Genomic DNA, 21,061 nt, shown 5'->3' on the forward strand with positions numbered 1-21,061 from the left:
ATTTGGATTTAAGATAAATCTAAAATATAACGTGATGAAATCTTTCTTGATAATGTACTTTATTGCTTCAATTATCAGTTATTTCACTAGTCCATACCAATTGTGTAGACAAAAATCAAATATTAATTAAGGATGAGACACATCTTTAAAAAAATATTACTTTGGGTAGTAGAGTTATTGCCTGAAAAAGCAAGATGGTTAGCGGTAGGAGGGTAAAATGCGCCAACTCATTATCCAAGTACCAAGGGGAAAGGGAAAAGCTGTTATCGATATTGCCAAATCTCATAACGGCGCAAATCTGGCTCGATTTGAAGGAAATGCAGAAGAATCGATTGATGTGGTGATTGTTCACGTTTCTAATCGAGAAGTGGGGAAAGTCCTAGAGGAATTGCAAGACTTGCCCAAAGTACAGATTACGCTCATACCAACTGGTGTGATGACTCTGCAACCCCCTGCGTCGGAAGCAGCGCAGCAAGTTATAGATGTGGAAGAACGCAGTCCGATTGAAATTTTTCTTTCTGGTTTGCAAAGTGTTGGCTCTTGGCGAGGTTTTCTTGGTTATGCAGCATTGGCAGGCTTCGTAGTCTGGATCGGCTTGTATACTAATACAACTTACTTGCTGGTGGCAGCGATGCTGATTGCACCGTTCGCAGGCCCGGCAATGAATACGGCCATTGCTACTGCATGGGGCGATCGCAAACTACTAGGGCGGAGTATTTTACGATATTTTGCCGCTTTAACAATCACAATTGTCACTACCTGGCTACTGAGCCTGATATTACGGCAAGAAATTCCCACCAGTTTAATGGTAGAAAGCAGCCAGGTTTCAGCAGTAGCAGTGATTTTGCCATTGGCAGCCGGAGCAGCAGGGGCGCTCAATTTGGTGCAGTCAGAACGGAGTAGTTTAGTATCTGGGGCAGCAACGGGAATGTTAGTTGCCGCTTCCTTAGCTCCACCTGCGGGAATTGTGGGTATGGCAAGTGCAGTTGGCAGATGGGATATGGCAATTTCGGGGCTGTTCTTATTATTTTTGCAACTATGCGGCATTAACTTTTCAGCAGCTTTGTTGTTCCGAGTGTTCGGGTTGTCTGCTCAAGAAACTCGCTATCAACGTGGTAAAAAACGGGTATTCTTTTCTGCCTTGGTGATAACTGTCATTGCATTGGCAGGTTTGCTAACTTGGCAGTTTTCTCATTCTCCCAATTTACAACGCTCTAGCCTTGCTCAACGTGCCAACGCCCAAGTTCAGAAAACTGTGGAACAAGTTGGTTTAGCAAAATTAGTCGAGTCGAATGTGCGCTTTACACGATCCAATATTCAAGGTCAGGATACCCTGCTATCTGTTGTTTATGTGCAGCGTCAACCGGGAGTTACAGCGTCTAGTGAAGAAATACGCGATCGCCTCACCCAATCAATTCAAACCCAATTATTGAAACAGGACTTAAATGTGACACCTTTAGTTGATGTCAACGTACTAGAAACCCCTGCTAATAAACAATAAGACCAATTCTCTAAAATTCGACATTAAATTACGAATTACGAATTAATACTATGAGTAGTCCAAAGCTTTCAGAAAAACAAGCCCTAGAAAGAGAACGTAGCGAAGTCTTGCAACAGCTAGAAGATTGGCTAGAGACTCCAATGCTAGTGCTGGGCTTTGTATGGCTAGCACTATTCATCATCGAGATCGTTTGGGGGCTAAATCCTTTACAGGAAGCCTTTAGCAACACCATTTGGATTATTTTTATATTAGATTTTTTACTTAAACTAGCGATCGCTCCTCATAAAATTTCCTATATCAAAAGCAGCTGGCTAACCGCTATTTCTTTATTTTTGCCAGCGCTGCGTACTTTTCGGATTGTACGAGTTATAAAAATACTCCGAACAGCACGGGCTGTGCGAGGGCTACAACTGTTGCGAGTCATGACTCGTGCTAACCGAGGAATGCGGGTTTTAGCAGCAAGTATTAGCCGTCGAGGATTTGGTTATGTTGTGGCGTTAACAATGATTGTGACTTTAATAGGAGCAGCAGGGATGTATGCATTTGAAAACGAAGTTCCTGTGGAATCAGGGCTGCACAACTACGGCACTGCTTTATGGTGGACAGCAATGCTTATAACGACAATGGGTTCTGAGTATTGGCCTAAAACGCCCGAAGGACGGGTGCTTTGTTTTTTCTTAGCGCTATATGCGTTTGCTGTATTTGGCTATGTCACCGCAACCCTGGCGACGTTTTTTATTGGTCGTGATGCCGATGATGATGAAGCAGAGTTAGCCGGAGCGAAATCGATTCAACTGCTTCAGAATGAAATCGCAGCATTGCGCGGGGAAATTCAAGAATTATTACATCAAAATTCTGAGCGTTGATGTTAGCAAGAATTACTTAGTGAGGAAACTTCATGAATGCAGAAATCTCCGCAGCTTGGGACAAGGTTCAAAGCATGGTTAACGGGTTCATAGCTTTGCTACCGAACATTTTACTAGGGTTAATTGTCTTTATAGTCTTTTTGTTTATTGGTAGCAGAATTAAGGCACTGGTCAAGCGCTTAACTCGCAATCGTCGATCCGCCCGTAATTTAGGGCTAGTACTGGGAAGGTTAGCGCAGGGCGTGACAATTTTGATTGGTTTGTTTATCGCCCTTTCTATTGTAATTCCCTCATTTAAAGCCGGTGATTTGATACAACTATTGGGAATTAGTGGTGTTGCAATTGGTTTTGCCTTTCGTGACATTCTGCAAAACTTCTTAGCCGGCATTTTAATTTTACTGACTGAACCGTTCCAAATCGACGATCAAATTGTGTTTAAAGGTTTTGAAGGGACTGTCGAAAATATTCAGACAAGGGCAACAACAATCAGAACCTATGACGGTCGACGAATTGTGATCCCTAACTCTGAGTTATTTACTAATTCGGTAACAGTTAACACTGCCTTTGATAACCGTCGATTAGAATACGATGTCGGCATTGGCTACGGCGACGACATTGATCTAGCCAAACAGTTCATGTTAGATGCACTGCATAGTATAGATGAAGTTTTAAAAGACCCGGCTCCTGATGTACTAGCAATGGAACTAGCCGCAAGCACTGTCAACATCCGGGTGCGCTGGTGGGTTCATCCACCACGACGGGCAGATAATCTTATTTCGCGGGATAAAGTGATTATTGCAATCAAGAAAAAGCTGGTTGCAAACGGCATTGATTTGCCCTTCCCAACTCAACAAATTCTGTTCCACAATCAGACAGAAGAGACAGATGGAAACCGCTCTCGTCAGCGTGAAGGTTGGCCCGCAGGTAAAGGTGAAGTACCGAAGCCTCGCCGCATCAGCGATTCGCTCAGGTTACTTGCTCAAGCACACTCCTCAGAAGATAACAACGGTAAAGTAGATTCTCAAACCAACGAACAATGAAAAATGTCAAGATAAGCAAACTGTGGGATCAGCTTCACTCAAGTTACTGGTTCATACCAGCAGTTATGGCAGTGGGAGCTACTGCTTTAGCTTTCACAATGCTGAATCTTGACCGTACAGGCAAGGTAAACATTGATTATTGGTGGGTTTACGGTGGTGGAGCAGATGGAGCGCGATCGCTGTTAGGATCGGTTGCAGGTTCGATGATTAGCGTTGCTGCTACAGCCTTTTCAATTACAATTGTGGCGCTTCAGTTGGCTGCTTCCAATTTCGGGCCGCGACTTCTGCGTAATTTTATGCAGGATACAGGTAATCAAGTTGTACTAGGCACATTTATTGGTACGTTCATCTACTGCTTGTTCGTACTGCGGACAATTCGTGGAGAAGGAGATGGATACGAACAGTATGTGCCACAACTCTCAGTTACAGTCGGCACTTTACTCGCAATTATTAGCATTGGTGTATTAATTTATTTTATCCATCATGCTTCAACAATAATTCAGGCATCTCACGTAATCGAAAATGTTAGTGAGGATTTACATTCAGCAATTAAGCGGCTATTTCCAGAAAGAATTGGGCATGGTGAACCAGAACATAGGCTTGGAATTGAAGAAATTCCCATGTCTTTTGAGAAAGAGGCTTTACCGATTCGAGCTAATGGCACTGGTTATTTACAAGCAATTGATAATGGGGAATTGATGAAAATTGCTTGTAAACATAATTTGCTAATACGCCTTAAAGTTAGACCGGGGAAATTTCTAATTCAAGGTAGCGATTTAGCCTTGGTTTTTCCTGGGAAAAAAGTAAATAAAAAACTTACTAAACAAATCAATGATGCTTTTATTTTAGGCAAAGAACGTACAGAACAACAGGATATAGAGTTTCCAATTGATCAATTAGTAGAAATTGCTCTGCGTGCAATTTCCCCTGGAATAAATGATCCATTTACTGCAATTCGCTGTATTGACCGAATTAGCGCCGGACTGTGCCACTTAGTTCAAAGAGATTTCCCTTCGCCCTATCGCTACGATAAAAATAAAAAATTGCGTTTCATTGCCGAAGGAGTAGATTTTCAAGGATTGGTTGATCGTGCTTTTAACCAAATTCGGCAGTATGGGAAGTCGGATGCAGGAGTAACTATTCGTTTGTTAGAAGCTATAGCTGTAATTGCTACTTACACTAATAATTCTAAATATCAAGTAAGCCTGCACCATCATGCTGACATGATTTTACAAGATAGCCGTGAAGGACTATCACAAGAACAAGACTACAAAGATGTAGAAGAGAGTTATTATCAAGTCATTAAAAATTTAAATAATAATGACAATAATAAAAATTGGAATTAATCAGAAAGATGGCGTTTTAAATTAATATTTTTGAGGTAATAATTATGAAAATTCTGAATTGGAAAGGTTATCGAATTATCGCATGGATAGGACAGGCTCTACTAACAATTTTTGTCATAGCCGCAGCAGTTCAAGGTAAATGGTCAAATGCCTTGGGGCTTGCATTATTTCTTGTTATATCCTTTGTGTTTGTCATTCGAGATGATAAATTACCCACCTTATTTGATTTTTTGTTTGTCTTGGCTGCATTGCTAAATGCTACTGGTTGGGTATGGAATTTATTTGGTATACCAGGCCCCTATGACGAGATTGTTCATGGTTATACGACTTTTGCAATTACCCTAGCACTTAGTTTTTTAGTCTATAGCTCAATGCTGAATATATTTCGGAATCATACACTTTTGTATATAGTGACAATTACCAGTTTTGGCATTGCTATTGGTGCTTTGTGGGAAGTCACAGAATGGTCTGCTGGTAAAATTCTCAGCACTCAAGTGATTGAAAGTTTAGATGATACCATTATTGATTTAGTTATGGACACTCTCGGCGCTGGATTAGCAGCTTTAATTAGCCTTTGGGCGTTGCGAAATTGGACAAATCGTAATGCAGAGGCAAATCATTCGCAAACTGAGACATACATTTAAATTACATAATATTTAATACTTGAAAGAACTATGAAGAGATCAAAAAAGTCTTTGTCGGCTCAGAAACTAAAAACTCATCTGTTGCTACCTTTGATCGTGATAACGCCAGGATTTTTGAGTAGCTGTTCAACAGATTTTTCTGGAAAAGTTCGTCCTTCAATTGTTCCTTCTCCTATAGTTAAGGAGACACAGAATCAAAGTTCGCGTCCTCTAACACCAACTGCTGAGGACAACAATTTTGTGGTTGAAGTTGTCGAAAAAGTAGAACCAGCTGTAGTTCAAATTAATACTTCCCGAACTATCAGAAGCGCAGTACCACAGTTACCTGATACATTAAATGACCCATTCTTTCGGCGCTTTTTTGGTGACACTGTACCAACACAGCCTCAAGAACGAGTAGTGCGCGGTTTAGGCTCTGGTTTTGTTATCGATCCTAATGGACGAATTCTCACCAATGCTCACGTTGTCAACGATGCGGATACAGTAACGGTGTCATTTTCTGACGGTCGTACTGTTGAAGGCAAAGTGCTGGGGAAAGACTCTGTGAGTGATGTCGCAGTTGTGCAAATTCCTGGTAATAACTTGCCAACAGTAGAAATCGCAAATTCCAATACTTTAAAACCAGGACAGTGGGCAGTTGCGATCGGTAATCCTTTAGGTTTACAACAAACGGTAACAGTAGGTGTTATAAGTGCAATTAACCGTTCCTTAAATCTTTCCACCAGACCTAGTAGTTATATTCAAACCGACGCAGCAATTAACCCCGGAAATTCAGGCGGGCCACTCTTAAATGCTCGCGGTCAAGTCATAGGCGTTAACACTGCAATTATCCAAGGTGCTGAAGGTATTGGCTTTGCTATTCCTATAGATACAGCTCAACGAATTGCCCAGCAATTAATTACTCAAGGCAAAGTTGAATATCCTTACTTAGGTCTTCAGATGCTGACACTAACGCCAGAAGTGAAGCAAAGAATCAATAATTATCCCAACAGTAACGTCCGCATTTTAGCAGACCAAGGAATTCTGATTGTTCGCGTTGTCCCTAATTCTCCTGCTGCCAGAATCGGACTGCGCCCAGGGGATGTTATTCAACAAATTAACAATCAACCCGTTACCACATCTGAAGAAGTTCAGCAGATTCTCGAAAAGAATGGCTTAAGTAACTTACAAATCCAAGTCCTACGCAATGCACAAAACTTACAATTCACAGTACAACCTGAACCACTGCCATCTCCAAATAATATCCAGCCTTAAGTTAGTCAGTTAGGTCATGCCTACCTGACTAATCAACTGTTTTCAACAGATGATTCAGACTTGCCATTTACCACAGCTAATACTTTCTGTTCTTGATTATCTTTTTTATTTTCTTGCCAGTTGTTGAGTATATCCTCGACTAAAACTTCTTTTATCCATGTTTGAAACACAATTACTAATGGAACAGCGAGAAATACACCCAAAAATCCGAAAAAGCTGCCAAAAAACACCACTGCTACCAAAGTAACTGCTGGCAGTAAAGATGCTTGGCTTTTCATCACTAAAGGTACTATAACTAGGCTTTCAACCTGCTGAATTCCAAAGTACAAAGCTATAACAGCGGCGATTTTCCAAGGTTCTTCATTTAATGCTAGCAGTGCAGGTGGAATCACACTCAAGGTTGGCCCAACATTTGGGATAAATTCTAATAATCCTGCCAAAATAGCATTAACTAATGGCAATGGTATTCCCAAAATCAACAGTCCAACATAGCTCAATATAGCAATGACAAGCATAGTAAAGAGCGTGCCTTTTATCCAGCCAGTCAACGAGACTGCACACTTATTTAGAATGTCATCAACTCGCCGACGATAAAAGGCAGGAAATAACATTATAAATCCCTGCTGATAGGGCGAGGGATTGGCTAATAACATGATGGTAAGAGCTACAAAAAGCAACAAACCTAAAACAATAGAAAGTGAGCTACTGACCAAGCTAAAAAAGTTGTTTATTAGCCGATTTAACCAATCTTGTAAACCTTGAGTCAGATACCTAAGCCCCCGAATATTTTCTAATAGTTGGTCAGGAATTACATTTTGTAACCAATTGTTCCACGATCGCAACCGTTCTAACCCCATAGGCATAATATTACCAAATTGTTGTAATTGGTCAATAAGACGCGGCACAATCAGTGCAAAAAAACCGACCAAAACGACCAATAAGAGAATAACTGATATGGCAACTGCAATTCCTCGCTTAATGCGAAATCTTTGGAAAAAGCTCACAAGTTGATTTAGGACTGTAGCTAAAACTACTGCTGAAAATACCACCAAAAGTATTTGCCGAATTTGCCACAAAATATAAAGAGATGTAACAAGAGCGAGAAACCCTATTAATTGTCCGAATCGCACAAGCAGCCCCCACTTTTTGTTATTTACAGCTATTTTGCTGAGTTTAATTACTTCAAAATAGCTGTATCACTATATTTAAAAAGCCACTAAAAGACTGATTTTCCAAGACCAACGATATATCCATCTTGCGACAGAATTTAGGTGTTGTTATTAACAGAGTAATCTAAAATAAGCAAACTTTGAAGGCTGGATTCAGAAATAAGCGATTACATTACTCTTTGATTACTCTAGCTGGATTGATTTTTATTCCCTTGTTAGGTTAGGTTACTGGAATTTACTAGGGTTTCAATACCACTAGTCCACTAATCAACTACATCAGGGGCATCAATTTCTAATTAGCTTGCAACTCCTCAATTTCTAACAAACTCACAATTACTCCAGCAATGGGTATAGAAAGAAATACTCCTAATAAACCAGCTATTTGTGTCCCAACTAAAAGAGCAAAAAATACCACTAGGGGATTTAAGCGAACTGTACTTTGCATTACACGAGGTGCAATAAAATTATCTTGAATTTGTTGCAAAGCTATGCAAGCAATTAATGCTTTTACGCTAACAATCCAACCACTTTGTACCAAAATAATTAGAGAAACCAAGCTAACTCCTAGTGTAGCTCCGATACCGGGAACCAGGTCAAAAACTCCCACAGTTATAGCTAGCAGAAACGGGAATGGGACATGAAAAACTGTAAAAACCAAAAAAGTGGCAATGCTAAGAATCAATGAGATTAATAATTGACCTTGTAAAAAACCAATCAAGTTTTTCTGGATAGCTGTTGCAAAGCGATCGCGTCTATTATGAGGGATCATCTTAAGAATCAATTGCCAGATTTTTTCTCCATCAGTCAGCATAAAAAAGGCAACTACAATAATAATGATAAATCCGACATAACTTTCTAACAAATTGGGCAAAAATCCTAAAATCATGTTCATGCCAGACACAACCCATCTACGAATTTGTGTTTCTATTGCCTCTAAATTTATTTCAATATTTCGAGCAACTAATGCGTTTTGTAATTGATTAATGGGGTTATTGGCAGAACTAATAATTTGTAATATCAAACCTGCTAATTGTTGTAATTGTGTAGCCAATATATTGCCTATAAATACAAATAAAATAATGATTATTAATAGACTGATCGCTATGACTGTACCCAAGGCAAAACCTCGCCTCAAAAAGCGTTCCAGATAGCGTAAAGGGTAGTTAAGAATTAGTGCTAAAATTGTCGCAAATGTAAATATAAAAACTACGTTTTGGAAATACCAAAAAACTTTTACTAATACCCAACCACAAGCAGCAAATAGTAAGAAGCGAACTAGTGTATTCGTACTAAGCTTACTCCAAAAAGTTTTTTTAGTTGGCTGTTGTGTAGGTTTATTCATATATTTGACTATTTTGATTTACTAAAGCTATATTTATAACTAGTTATGTTCGCTTTAGACGGTTCAATATCCGAGTGATTATTTGTGATTTTTTAGCAGTTTTGCTCACACAATCATCAGCGCCAATTGCAAATATTTGCTCAACAATATCTGCTTCTAAATTATCATTATCAACTAAAAACATTACTTGCAGGAATTTCCAGTACGGATCGTTACGTACTACCTGATAAAGTTCAATGCCATTGATATGAGGTATTTCCACATTTAAAATTAGCAAATCTGGAAAAAATTCTGTCAGAGTATCCCAGAAATATCGTGAGTCTTCAAGAGTTTTTACAGTAATTCCCAATGCTTCTAAGGATTGTTGTATAAGAGTTAACGTCTGTGGGTCATCGTCTACAACCATTACTCTCGCTTCGGTAATATGAGTTTGCTGTAAAACTTGGGCCACTGACTCCAAAATTTGGCTAGGAGGTATGGATTTTTGCAAAAAAGCACGTCCGCCAGCTCGTGCAACTTCTAGGCGCTCACTAAAATTGTTTCGCTCTGTAAAAACTAACACAGGTATTTGTGGTGTTCGCTGGGATAATTCTGTTATTACCTCCAAACTATCTTTCTCAAGATCAAGATCAAGTAGCACTACATCGGGATTTAAAGATGGGATTATACTTCTAGCTGTGGTGAAATTAGTCGCAATTTTAACTTGTATTTCTTGATTTTCAGATTCTTTTACCAATTCCTCAACTATTTGGCGATCGTTGCTAATTACTAATAGTAGATTTTGGGTTTGTTCAACTGGTTTTTTTTCTAGCTCTCGTTGCAACTCCATCAAAAGCTTATCTAAATAAAAACATTTAGCTTGGCTAAGATATTTTTGATTTTGAAATAAATCTTCTATCTCATTAGCTAACAACGAGCCTTTGGGAAAGCCAAAACTACCCAATGAACCAGCTAGCTTGTGAGCTTCTTGTTCTGCTTTTTGCCGGACTTGAGAATCAAGTGTACCTTTTCTTAAAGCATCAGCTGCTAGTTTCAATACTGCAATACGCGAACCAACCTTAGCTTTGAAATTTTCCCGCTCTTGAGCAATGGCTGTTAGTAGAATTTGCTGCTGCTTTAAATCTATTTCCGGCTCAGGTTTCGGGCAACTTTGCTCATGATCTAGAGCTTTTAAACGATAACCCATTCCATAGACAGTTTCTATAAAATCATAGTTAGCACCTGCTGCTTTTAGCTTTTGCCGTAAACTTTTGATATGAGATTTAATCGTATTTTCTTCAGGTGGATCTTTTTCAGCGCTCCAAAGTTGATCTACAATTGCACTCCGGCTAAAGATGCGCTGGTTGTTGCGTAAAAAAAGGTCTAAAAGGCTAAATTCTTTTGCTGTTAGATTTAGAGAACTTTCTGCATAAGTAACTTCACAATTACTAGGATCAAGACACAAGGCTCCCCATTCCAAAACTGGAGGTAAAGAAGTATTCCCCCGACGTAATAAAGCACGAATCCGAGCTGATAACTCTTGAAAATCAAATGGTTTGACTACATAATCATCTGCTCCGGCATCTAAACCGATAACTTTATCAGTTTTAGTCTCTTTTGCTGTTAAAAGAAGAATTAGCATTTGATAACCTGACTGCCGTAATTGCCGACAAAGACTTATGCCATCTAGCTTTGGTAGAACAATATCTAACAAAATTAGGTCGTAGTTACAGACATTAATCAATTCCCAACCGGCTTCACCATCAGCAGCAATATCAACCACATAATTTTGTTTGGTAAGATATCTTGCTACAGCTTGAGCAAGCAAATCATCGTCTTCAACCAACAGAATTCTCATGAAAATGTTTGCTTGTAGAAGCAACCCTGAGCGCTGTAATCAAATTTCTATAACTTAGGTTATGCCCTTTTTAGTCTTATATGGCATCTATCAAAGGCAAGGTTTAAGCAACAGATTCACCTCAAGAGTTAAATAAACCGAATTAATTACACAATGTAATTGCGATCGCTCGCAATGACTCTAAATATTTTTGTTCATCTAGTTACGAATATTTACGGTATGATTACGCCGGATGTCGTTTGACTACCAGCCGCACTAGTGATACACCGTCGATTTTGTTAAAGTGCGATCGCGTCTCAGTCAGCAATTCAAAAAAACATCTGTCGCAATCATTTTCCAAATGGGTATTACAGTCTTTATTTACAACCCATTGAAGTTGTAACCTACCCCGATCATCAGCCCTACATCCGTTTGATCTAAAAATGCCGCATTCACCCCTGCTGTTGCCGTTAAGTTAGTATTTAAAGGAACATCTACGCCACCAGATAAAAGCAAGCCAACGTCTGCATCATCACTAGTTTCAATCGCTACGCCAGCCCCAACGTATGGTGCTACAGCGAATGTGTCTTCAAAAGCATCTGCTGTCCGAAAGTTAAAGTCATAGGTGAGAGGAACCAGAACAACAGGGTCGTCCTCAATCGCCACAGATGGTCGTACAGATAAGGTACGCGTCAGCCCAACTTTGCTGATCACCATAAAGCTACCTTCACCTATAGCTGAATCACCACCTAAACCAATGTTGCCAGCAACTCCAATATAGCTGGAGCCACCACGGGTAGTTCGACCTGGATTAACATCCACTTGCGCCACCTCAGCAGAAGTTTCAGAAGCAGGTTGTGTTGGCTGGGGAACTAAATCGGCTGCTGTTGTTGAAATTTTATCGGTATTCGGTATTTGTGCTTGAGCAGATAATCCACTTGCAAGCATTGTGATTGTGGAGGAAATAAACAATGCAGAAAATCGCTGTAACCATGTACTATTCATTTTTCAATTTTCCAAATAATTTTGCATGAAGGAATCAGGCATTAGAAAGCAATCTAATATGCAACCAAATTGCTGTTACTTTCCTAACTGATTCAAGCTGATGTCAGCCAACTTCATTCACTGTATGGATAACACCATTTATCGCCTGAATTACACTTTTGAAGTTATCTAGGAAAAGTGGAAAACTTGTGGATATGAGCAATATTTGCAAAATTGCTCAGAGTTTACCAGACATTTTGCCCAGGCTGGCAACAACGGCAATTAACTCAGCTGCTCTAACTGGTTTCGCAACATGTAGCTGAAACCCTGCTGCTAATGCCTCTTTATAATCTTCTACCCTGGCATACCCCGTCAGTGCAACAGCAGGAATCCGTCCGCCTAATTCTGGTTCAAGCTCTCTAATTTTACGCATCAGCGCGTAGCCATCCTCGTCTGGCATCCCAATGTCGCTGATTAACACATCTGGATGTAATTCTTCTAGTCCCTCAAGTGCCTGCCTTGTGGAGCTAAAAGTACTAACTTTCGCTCCACACTCTTCGAGTACTGCGGTAATCCACTGCCGCACATCCGCCTCGTCATCTACAACCAGCACTCGCAAGTTGGTAAGAGAATTGGGGGATAAAGGAGCTGAGGGAGATGAGGGGGAAAGACTTTCTCCTCTGCTTTCTTCTAAAACGGGCAATTTGACTGTAAATGTCGCTCCTTGCCCTATTCCTTGGCTTTGGGCTTGGATTGTGCCACCATGCAGTTCTACGACATGAAGTGCGATCGCCAGCCCCAAACCTAGTCCTTTATTTGACCGAGTATGAGTACTATCTGCTTGGCAAAAGCGCTCAAATACGTGAGGTAGAAAGTCAGCACTGATACCCTGCCCTGTATCACTCACTTGAATTTGGGCATAGTTAGGGTTTGGGTATTGTGAAAACTCTTCCCCACTTCCCACTTTCTTTGACAATCGTACCTTAATTCGTCCGCCATTGGGTGTAAATTTGATCGCATTGGTGAGTAGATTTAACACAACTTGTTGCAAGCGATCTAAATCACCCGAAATTTTTTCTATTGAAGTATCAAGTATAGTTTCAATTTGAATATCCTTTGCATCTGCCAGTGATTGTACAACCTCGATCGCGGCTGTAATTACTTCTACTAAATCTACCAAATCAATGGAGAGTGAAAGTTCTCCTCTAACAATCCGCGAAATATCAAGTAAGTCTTCAATAAGTTGCATTTGCAAATTAGCATTGCGTTCAATTATCTCCAATGCAAGAGTTACTTTAGCTTCATCTAGCGCGCCCGTTTGCAACATCCCAGCCCAACCTATAATTGCAGTCATGGGGGTACGTAATTCATGGGAAACTATTGCTAAAAATTCGTCTTTGGAACGGTTTGCAGCTTCTGCGGCACTTTGCGCCGCTTCACTTACAGCGCGTGCGGCTTGTTCTCGCAGCAGCAATTGCTCTTTTTCTTCCTCAGCTTGTTTGCGCTCAGTAATATCTTGCATGATTTTAGAGAAGCCGCGCAGATTTCCATTTTCATCTCGTAAAGGTGTGATTACACAATGCGCCCAGAAAAATGTACCATCCTTACGGATATGCCAACGATTTTCTTTAGAAAAACCCTCAGTTACGGCTTTTGTTAATACTTGTTGTGGTTGTTCGCGCTCAATTGCTTCTGGTGAAAAAATTCGCTCAAAAGGTTGACCAATAATTTCTGCTTCTTGATAGCCTAAAATACGCTCGGCTCCAATGTTCCAACTGGTAAAGTTACCGTTTGGATCTAACATAAAAATTGCGTAATTAGTTACTCCTTCTATTAGCAATCGATAACGTTCTTCACTTTGGCGCAGAGTGTCTTGAATTTGACGTAAACACTCGTAATTATCCTGTGCGGCTCGCGCGTTTTTCTGAGCTTGCGATCGCGCCTCACGTAGTGCAGTGTTAAGTAAGCTAATCAACAATGCTACTAGCACAAACTGAAGCAGCCCCACCGCACCAAAACCACTAACAGCCAGAGAATAAAAAGGGGGCAACAGGAAGTAGGCGCAGACTATAGCAGACAAAAAAGTTGCCAACAATCCTGGGTTTAAGCCACCATACCAAGAGCTAACCATGACCGCAGCTAAAAACAGTGGGTAAATGGAATTCAGCCTGTGTAGCTGCCATAGAAGCAATGTCAGCAGTAAAGCTAGTAAAACCGTTAAGAATGCAATGCTGTAGCGTTGTAGTTGCGAGAATCGCTGTTCGCGGAGCGTTCCGTAGGGAAGGCGGGGCAAAGCCCATCGTGTCAATCTCCACATTTTATATTACTTTTGGTTATGCCATCTGTTTATTAAACTTCTACCCTAGTTTTCCACTTTCAAGTTTTATCATTAAAAACTAATCTTAAGAGGATGGTAGCTGTAAACAATATCCCTCATTACATTGGAAGAATTAAAGCACTAAACTAAGGAATAATAATTTAGAACAGGAAGATAATAACAATGATCTCTAAGCAAATCTTAGTTATTGATGATGAAGATGACATCCGTCAATTGATTCAGACTTGTCTAGAAATAATGGGGGGCTGGGAGGTGTTGACTGCTACTTCAGGTAATCAAGGATTAATCTTAGCTCAGTCATCTCAACCCGATGCTATCCTTTTGGACGTAATGATGCCTGATATGGATGGTTTGACAACTTTTCAAAAACTACAGGCTAATCAAACAACTAAACATATACCTGTAATTTTGCTTACAGCTAGAGGACGCACTAATAACGAACGACTATTCAGTAATCTAGGTGTCAAAGGCATAATTAGTAAACCATTTAATCCTCAGAAACTAGCTGTTCAAGTAGCAGCAGCCTTGAGCTAAAGTATATTACAAAATCTGGTGTTTCCAGTTTAACTATTCATAAATTAAGTAATACTATAGCAGTCCTAAATCATTTGGAAAAGTTAGATACCAGGGATAGGGTTAGTGTATTATCCCTAACTTATTACAGCTTTGCACAAGTTCGTAGCGAATGGACTTAAATAAACTTTGCGCTCCTCAGCGCCCCTCTGCGTTTAAACTTAAATCCGCAATTAGCCACGAATTTACGAAACTGTGTACTTAGGATAGATATGCTTGAAAAAAAGGTCTATCTATAGTTTTAGTAGTTTATTTCTTAAGTCGTACTTTTTCCAGAAAATACATATCCTCCACTAGTTTTCCACTTTTATTCTCTAATTTAAAACTAAATCAATATTAGTTATGAATTTCAGATTTTTCTAGAGAGAAACTTATATTTCAAAAAGCAAATATATTAATAAGTTTTATTATCTAGATAAAATCAAATTCCAATTTACTATATTTACTAAATTATCTAATTAGGGGGTATATATTATGATAAATAATTTAGAATCACTTTCACATCCACCAAGCAAACAAAAATTTGCTGCTACATTGCGTTTAGTAAGTCGAATTAGTTTTTGGGTACAGTTAGTACTTGGTGGGATTTCTGGCATTGCTGTATTGTTAGCGTACTTTAGCCGTAACATTACTACTCAGACAAGCAATGCAGGTATAGGGTTTGGGATATTTTTAGCTATTGTTGGTATTTTATTGCTGTGCTTTCGAGTCTATTGGGCTTTGCGTTATCGAAAAATGGCTAAACTTTTACAAACACCAAATTCTCAAAACCATCCCAAGAAGGAAGACGTAATTCAAAATCTACGAATTGGATTACTCGTGAGCTTGATAGGGTTATTAATAGCTTTTATCGCTTCGGAAGTGACGGTTTCAATCATTTTAGGTAAAGCTGTAGCACAACCTCAAGGTGTCGCAATTTATCAGCCAGAAAATGTAATTCGTTCGCTAGACATTTTTGTAATGTTAGCAAACGTCAACATGATTGGCGCTCACTTTTTTGGGGGAGTTACTTCTCTAGGTCTACTCTATTGGTTAGAAGAGTAATAGGCACAGTATTGATTTGATTTTGTCAGCTATTGCTATGGAAGTACTAATCTATATCGAAAGTAGTATTTGCCAAATGTATTAGAATTCTCCTCGACTTTTCCACCATTGAGATTTAACCTCAAAATACAGTCTGTTTTCATGTCTCCTCTTTTGGTTGAGCGGCTCAACTTTCTCTAAAGTACATAATCAAAAATTTGAATTATTGCAAAAAAAATAAAGTTTCTCTAAGTTAAGAGTATTTCTCATCTTTCACCAGATGTCACTATTGGGATTTTAAAACACCAAGCAAAGATAAAATTATCAGGAGGTATTTATGTACAAGTTCAATCATTCTTCTTTCAAAAAAGTTGGATCGGTAGGAACAATTTTTGGAACGTTGCTGATTGGTTTGTCTGCAATGAGTCAATCAGCAGTAGCACAGCCGCGAATTTCCCAAATTAATCCTTGCCCTAGTATTTTCTACGAAGAACCACACCGTAATCGAGTTATGGTTCCAGCAGGATGTCCACCGAATGCTGCAACTTTAAGATTTGAAAGACAACAGGGAACTACTGGTTCTCAGAGTATTATGGTTCCTGCCTATCCTATGAATGGAAGACGGACAAATGTTAATGTTATCCAACCACCTGCTCCAGAAAGTCGGCAAAGTGCGATGTCTAACGACAAGCCACTTCGTGTCTACGCAACTATTACACCAACAGCAGGTACAGTCGATGTGAAATTGAAAAATAACACTAACGCTGGTATCTCTTATCAAGCGATTGGTCAGACCCAACCTCGATATCTTGCAGGTGGACAAGAATTTGTCTTACGAAACTTACCAACACCTATCAGTATTACCTTGGTACGTCAAGATGGTGGACTGCTTAAAGTTATGCCCACGTCTACTTCTGAAGGGACACTCGCAGTCTCGTTAGATGAAACAACCAATTTCGATGACAATCAAGGCGTATTGAGAATTCAGAAAGATGGCCAAGTCTTTTTAAATTAATATAATTCACCGCAGAAATGTTGAACGCCTTAAAACGCTGATCGCAACAAGTCAAAACTTTTGCAGTCGTTCAATAATATCAGGTTCAGTTGAAAAAGCATCACTATAACTGATGTAAAAACGTAGAGAGTTGTAAGTAATAATTCATCGTCTGAACTTGATATTAGTCAACCCAAATGGAGATTTTGAAATGATCAACTTTATGCAAGCTAAATGGAGTTCTAAAGGAACTATTGCTCTAGCAATATCTGCAATGCTGCTTGGAAGTTGTACCAATAACTTAGATCAACAAGCCGGAGTACCAGAAAGCAATGTGACTACAGAAGAAGTCGCAGACAATACAAACGAATTAATTGGTAAAACTGTAACAATTAGAAGTACACCCGTCAGAAAATTGGGGCCGTCAACTTTCACAATTGCCGATAAGCAATTTTTTAGTGCTAAACCAATTTTAGTTGTAAATGCTTCGGGTAAAACTTTCACCCTGCCTACTGACCCAAATACACCAATTCAAGCGACAGGCCCAGTTCGTAACTTTGTGATTGCAGATATTAATCGAGATTACAACTTGGGCTTAGATCCAAACTTGTACAAAGAGTACGAAACCCAACCTGCAATTATCGCTCAATCAATTGCACTTGCTCCTAAACCAGGTGAACTTACCACAAACCCTCAACTATACTACGGTAAAAATTTGGCAGTGACAGGTGAAGTAGAAAACATCAGAAATGCCAATTCCTTTACCTTAGATGAAGACAAATTATTTGGTGGGCAAGACTTGTTAGTGATCCGTGCCGGTACTCCAAAAGGAGTTGTCAATGAAGGTGAGAAAGTTGCAGTCACGGGTGTGTTACGTCCGTTTGTTGTAGCTGAATTAGAACGGGATTACGACCTGAAATGGGATTTAACCTTACAAAAGCAGCTAGAAGCAGAATACAGGAATAAACCTGTGTTAGTTGCAACAGAGGTATATCCCTCAGCAATTCCGCAATAAGGGATTCTACAGGATCATCTATCAGGAAAACTTTTCATGAATAGCCTCAAGATAAATAAGAATAAAGGTAATGAGTGACAATTCTCAAAGGGGAAATTTCTTACAGGCGTTAGGTCAAGCAGGGGTATTAGTTTTCCTGGTAGCGATCGCTCTGATAGTGAGAAGTTGTAGCTTTTTTGACGCAAAACCAACTATCACTAATACATCGGAAATTGCTGAGAACACGGACGAATTTATCGGTAACTCTGTAACAATTAAAAGCAGAGTAATTCAGAAAATTGGTTCGAGTTCATTCACTGTTAGCGATGCACGGTTCTTTCGCGGTGAACCTCTTGTAGTTGTCAATGCTTCAGGTGTGCCTTTTAATCTACCATCTGACCAAAATATTACAGTGCAAGTTACTGGTCAGGTTCGTAATTTAGTAATTCCCAAAATTGAGCAAGAGTTTAATCTCAACATACAGGACGAATATTACAAAGATTACATCAATAAACCTGCGATTATTGCTCGATACATTGTACTAGCGCCTCAACCTGGCCAAATAACACAACGTCCCGAACAATATTATCGTCGTCAAGTTGCAGTTACGGGGGAAGTGGACAATATCCGCAGTCCGGTTTTACTAACGCTAGATGAAAACCAATTGTTTGGTGGGCAAGATTTGCTAGTTTTATTAAAAGCACCGCCCAAAGTAGCAATAAATCAAGGTCAGACAGTATCGATAACTGGTGAAGTTCGTCCTTTTGTTAGTGCTGAAATTGAGAAAGACTATAATTTCAACTGGGATTTAAATGTAAAAAGAGAGTTAGAGGCTGAGTACGGCAACAGACCTATTTTAGTTGCTGAAACTATATATCATCCTTCTTAAAAATCAGCGATCGCTACCGACATTTCTAAAAAAGTTTAATTTGTTTAATTTCGGAGAAACATAAGTTTATGAATACTCGATTTATGCGCTCAATAATTTTACCATTGGGCTTGACCTCTGCATTGTTTTTGGGAATGTTACCCTTTACACCTGCTAAGGCACAGACAAGTAATAATGCCCAAATTACAGGTAGGGTTTCAAAATACTCTCCCATGAAAGCTCCCTTTCTTAAGCCTGGATCTCGTGGACAGCCTGTCAGAGATGTGCAAGCTGTCCTGCGATCGCTAGGATTTTACAACGGAGCTATTGATGGTATCTATGGCCCTAGAACTGCTACAGCAGTAGCTACCTTTCAGCGATCGCAAAGAATAGTTGGTGATGGTAGGGTAGGAGCGCTGACGTGGCAAGCTTTACGCACACCTGTGCGTTCCGTGCGTCGTCGTTTCTAACAGATACACATAATTTTCTTAATTGCAGCATTCACCAAAAGAAAATCAAAAGGTTTTGATGATTACCAAGATGATGGTAAAACATTTGTGTACCGAGATTTACCACAAGGGAGTTTTTCAGATTAATAATATTTAGTGTTTTTTTCATCATTCTGTAGGTTTACCTAGCTTCAAAATCCTTATTTGAACGCTTCTTGTAGCTGTTCAGATGTCAAAGATTTTATTAAACTTAACGGTAGTGGTTGCTGACTAATTGTATTAACGTAATCTGGACTCAAGTAGGAAAGGTAACTTGACTGTTGGGCAACATACGTTTCAAAAAATGGAACACTCAAAGCTTTAACATAACGACGTGCCAAAGCTGGACTTGAACCGATTACTTGTGTAGGAATAGGTACGGTTGCATTTGGTGATTCTGCAATAGTAGAAAAGTGTGTGCCGCCATTGATGAGTGCTAAATATTTATTTTGAGTTGTTAGCCAAGTAAAAGGCTCAATTTGCTCTGTTAAAGCTGGAGCAACAGTATCAGAACTACCAGATACAATCATCACCGGAATTTTGATTTGGCTGAGGCTAGCTTGACCAAAAATACTGCTAACGACTGGGATCAATAGCAATTGCTGCTTTTATCCTGGGGTCAGATAAGTTGTATTGAGCGTTTGGTAAATTGACCGCCAAACATTGAAGTAGAAGCGAAACATTTAACGTATTTTCTAAAGCTGGACAGTCGGCTTTCAGTTGCTCAAAATTAATCTTTGCGCCTGCCAATGCTAATGCCGTATATCCACCAAATGATTGCCCAACTACACCAACTTGTTCTAAATTTAAGCGTCCCCTAAATATTGAATTAGACTTTGATAAACGAGTGAGTTCATCTAGTAAAAATTTAATATCTAAAGGTCTGTCAATTAGCTCTCTAGGATTGGTAACTCTATCTGCTATACCTGCTAATAATGCTTGTATTTGTTGTGAATTACTGCCAGGATGTTCTGGAACAGCAACCACAAAACCATAAGAAACCAGATGTTCAGCTAGATATGCAAAACTCGTTCTATCGGAACCAAGCCCGTGCGAAATGACAATTATTGGACGAGGAGTTTGAGCAATTGGAAGATAAATATCAGCAGGAAATATCCTCTTACGCGAGAGGTCATTAAGCGTGATAGTTTGCTTTAAAAAACGAAAACTTCCGTTTTTTCCTAAATCCATCAATGGAACAGTATTAAGTGTAGAAACTGTAATTACCTCTTGTTGGGATTGTTGGTTAATTAGTGCTACTGCATTTTGAGTTTGATTGACTAAATTCTGTAATGCCTCTGCAATTGCCAAACTCTGGTTCAAGTTAATTGAAATTGCACTTGCTGGAAACTTGCTTAATACATTTAAAAGCGTAAAATCTTTTTGATCTGCGGCTGACAAAATCAGTGCTGCGCGAATTGCATAAAACCCTGACAAGTTAGATTCTGTCTGAATAACTTTTCCTAACTTTTCTAATAACCGTTCGCCAATGGGTGTATAAAGAAACTGCGAAACTTCTACTTGATTTAGGGGAATGCGAGTTAGTAAAACTTTTCGCAGTTGAGCTAGTTGCTTTTTGTCTACATACTTTCTATATGCAGCTAAATTATCGTCCACTTTGCCTGTTCTAGCATAGGTTTCGAGTGAACTAATTGGGATAGACCTTTCCAAAAGACCATAATTAAATTTTAGGCGCTCTGCACCGAAAGCGGGATAAACAGTTAGTGTAGGTAGCAACCCTATACTAAAAATTCTCAAAGTCAATTTTAGCCAAACAGTTTGTTTGTTTATAGTTTTAGTCATTATATACCACTTGAAATA

General features: G+C 39.4%; 17 protein-coding genes and 1 pseudogene. 12 read left to right on the forward strand and 6 right to left on the reverse strand.

The window, feature by feature from the left end; all coding sequences use genetic code 11:
* The first annotated feature begins 217 nt into the window (after positions 1-217).
* Genes GNF10_RS20240 through GNF10_RS20265 form a run of 6 tightly spaced genes read left to right on the forward strand, consistent with a single transcriptional unit; the run spans position 218 to position 6,651 of the window.
* Complete coding sequence (locus tag GNF10_RS20240; protein WP_185587145.1) at positions 218-1,501, forward strand: TIGR00341 family protein; 1,284 nt, start codon at positions 218-220, stop codon at positions 1,499-1,501.
* Between the two features lie 50 nt (positions 1,502-1,551).
* Positions 1,552-2,367, forward strand: coding sequence for an ion transporter (locus GNF10_RS20245; protein WP_185587143.1), 816 nt, complete (start codon positions 1,552-1,554; stop codon positions 2,365-2,367).
* Positions 2,368-2,399: 32 nt separating this feature from the next.
* A complete protein-coding gene (locus GNF10_RS20250) occupies positions 2,400-3,407 on the forward strand; it encodes a mechanosensitive ion channel family protein (RefSeq protein WP_185587141.1) in 1,008 nt (335 codons plus the stop codon).
* The gene (locus GNF10_RS20255; protein WP_185587138.1) at positions 3,404-4,753 is read left to right on the forward strand and encodes a DUF2254 domain-containing protein; all 1,350 of its coding nucleotides are present in this window, start codon (positions 3,404-3,406) and stop codon (positions 4,751-4,753) included. The genes GNF10_RS20250 and GNF10_RS20255 overlap by 4 nt, the downstream gene beginning before the upstream one ends.
* Before the next feature lie 44 nt (positions 4,754-4,797).
* Complete coding sequence (locus GNF10_RS20260) at positions 4,798-5,397, forward strand: hypothetical protein (RefSeq protein WP_185587136.1); 600 nt, start codon at positions 4,798-4,800, stop codon at positions 5,395-5,397.
* Between the two features lie 30 nt (positions 5,398-5,427).
* A complete protein-coding gene (locus GNF10_RS20265) occupies positions 5,428-6,651 on the forward strand; it encodes an HhoA/HhoB/HtrA family serine endopeptidase (protein ID WP_185587134.1) in 1,224 nt (407 codons plus the stop codon).
* Positions 6,652-6,683: 32 nt separating this feature from the next.
* On the opposite strand, the gene GNF10_RS20270 is transcribed toward GNF10_RS20265, so the two are convergent.
* From GNF10_RS20270 to GNF10_RS20290, 5 genes are all read right to left on the reverse strand, one after another.
* Positions 6,684-7,781 carry an AI-2E family transporter gene (locus GNF10_RS20270; protein ID WP_185587132.1) on the reverse strand — a complete coding sequence of 366 codons (1,098 nt, stop codon included), beginning with the start codon at positions 7,779-7,781 and terminating at the stop codon, positions 6,684-6,686.
* Between the two features lie 331 nt (positions 7,782-8,112).
* Entirely contained in the window at positions 8,113-9,162 is a 1,050-nt protein-coding gene (locus GNF10_RS20275; protein WP_185592196.1) for an AI-2E family transporter, read from the reverse strand.
* Positions 9,163-9,205: 43 nt separating this feature from the next.
* Positions 9,206-10,999 (reverse strand): response regulator, encoded by a 1,794-nt coding sequence (locus GNF10_RS20280; RefSeq protein WP_185587489.1) that lies wholly within the window; start codon positions 10,997-10,999, stop codon positions 9,206-9,208.
* 360 nt (positions 11,000-11,359) lie between these two features.
* On the reverse strand, positions 11,360-11,983 hold the full coding sequence (locus tag GNF10_RS20285) for a hypothetical protein (RefSeq protein WP_185587487.1): 624 nt from the start codon (positions 11,981-11,983) through the stop codon (positions 11,360-11,362).
* A gap of 217 nt (positions 11,984-12,200) precedes the next feature.
* Complete coding sequence (locus GNF10_RS20290) at positions 12,201-14,279, reverse strand: PAS domain S-box protein (protein ID WP_185587485.1); 2,079 nt, start codon at positions 14,277-14,279, stop codon at positions 12,201-12,203.
* 183 nt (positions 14,280-14,462) lie between these two features.
* Between GNF10_RS20290 and GNF10_RS20295 the strand changes: the two genes are divergently transcribed.
* The 6 genes from GNF10_RS20295 (at position 14,463) to GNF10_RS20320 (ending at position 19,222) form a co-directional block, all read left to right on the forward strand.
* The gene (locus GNF10_RS20295) at positions 14,463-14,834 is read left to right on the forward strand and encodes a response regulator (RefSeq protein ID WP_185587483.1); all 372 of its coding nucleotides are present in this window, start codon (positions 14,463-14,465) and stop codon (positions 14,832-14,834) included.
* 513 nt (positions 14,835-15,347) lie between these two features.
* A complete protein-coding gene (locus tag GNF10_RS20300; RefSeq protein WP_185587582.1) occupies positions 15,348-15,917 on the forward strand; it encodes a DUF3611 family protein in 570 nt (189 codons plus the stop codon).
* Positions 15,918-16,233: 316 nt separating this feature from the next.
* On the forward strand, positions 16,234-16,911 hold the full coding sequence (locus GNF10_RS20305; protein WP_185587584.1) for a hypothetical protein: 678 nt from the start codon (positions 16,234-16,236) through the stop codon (positions 16,909-16,911).
* Between the two features lie 190 nt (positions 16,912-17,101).
* A complete protein-coding gene (locus GNF10_RS20310) occupies positions 17,102-17,905 on the forward strand; it encodes a hypothetical protein (RefSeq protein ID WP_185587585.1) in 804 nt (267 codons plus the stop codon).
* Positions 17,906-17,975: 70 nt separating this feature from the next.
* Positions 17,976-18,773 carry a hypothetical protein gene (locus GNF10_RS20315; protein WP_185587587.1) on the forward strand — a complete coding sequence of 266 codons (798 nt, stop codon included), beginning with the start codon at positions 17,976-17,978 and terminating at the stop codon, positions 18,771-18,773.
* A gap of 68 nt (positions 18,774-18,841) precedes the next feature.
* Positions 18,842-19,222 (forward strand): peptidoglycan-binding protein, encoded by a 381-nt coding sequence (locus GNF10_RS20320; protein ID WP_185587589.1) that lies wholly within the window; start codon positions 18,842-18,844, stop codon positions 19,220-19,222.
* Positions 19,223-19,401: 179 nt separating this feature from the next.
* Here GNF10_RS20320 and GNF10_RS20325 read toward each other — a convergent pair.
* Positions 19,402-21,043 (reverse strand): annotated as a pseudogene (locus tag GNF10_RS20325) (alpha/beta hydrolase).
* Between the last annotated feature and the right edge of the window lie 18 nt (positions 21,044-21,061).

Origin of the sequence: Nostoc sp. UCD121, from assembly GCF_014222285.1 — a bacterium.
Lineage (GTDB): Bacteria > Cyanobacteriota > Cyanobacteriia > Cyanobacteriales > Nostocaceae > Nostoc.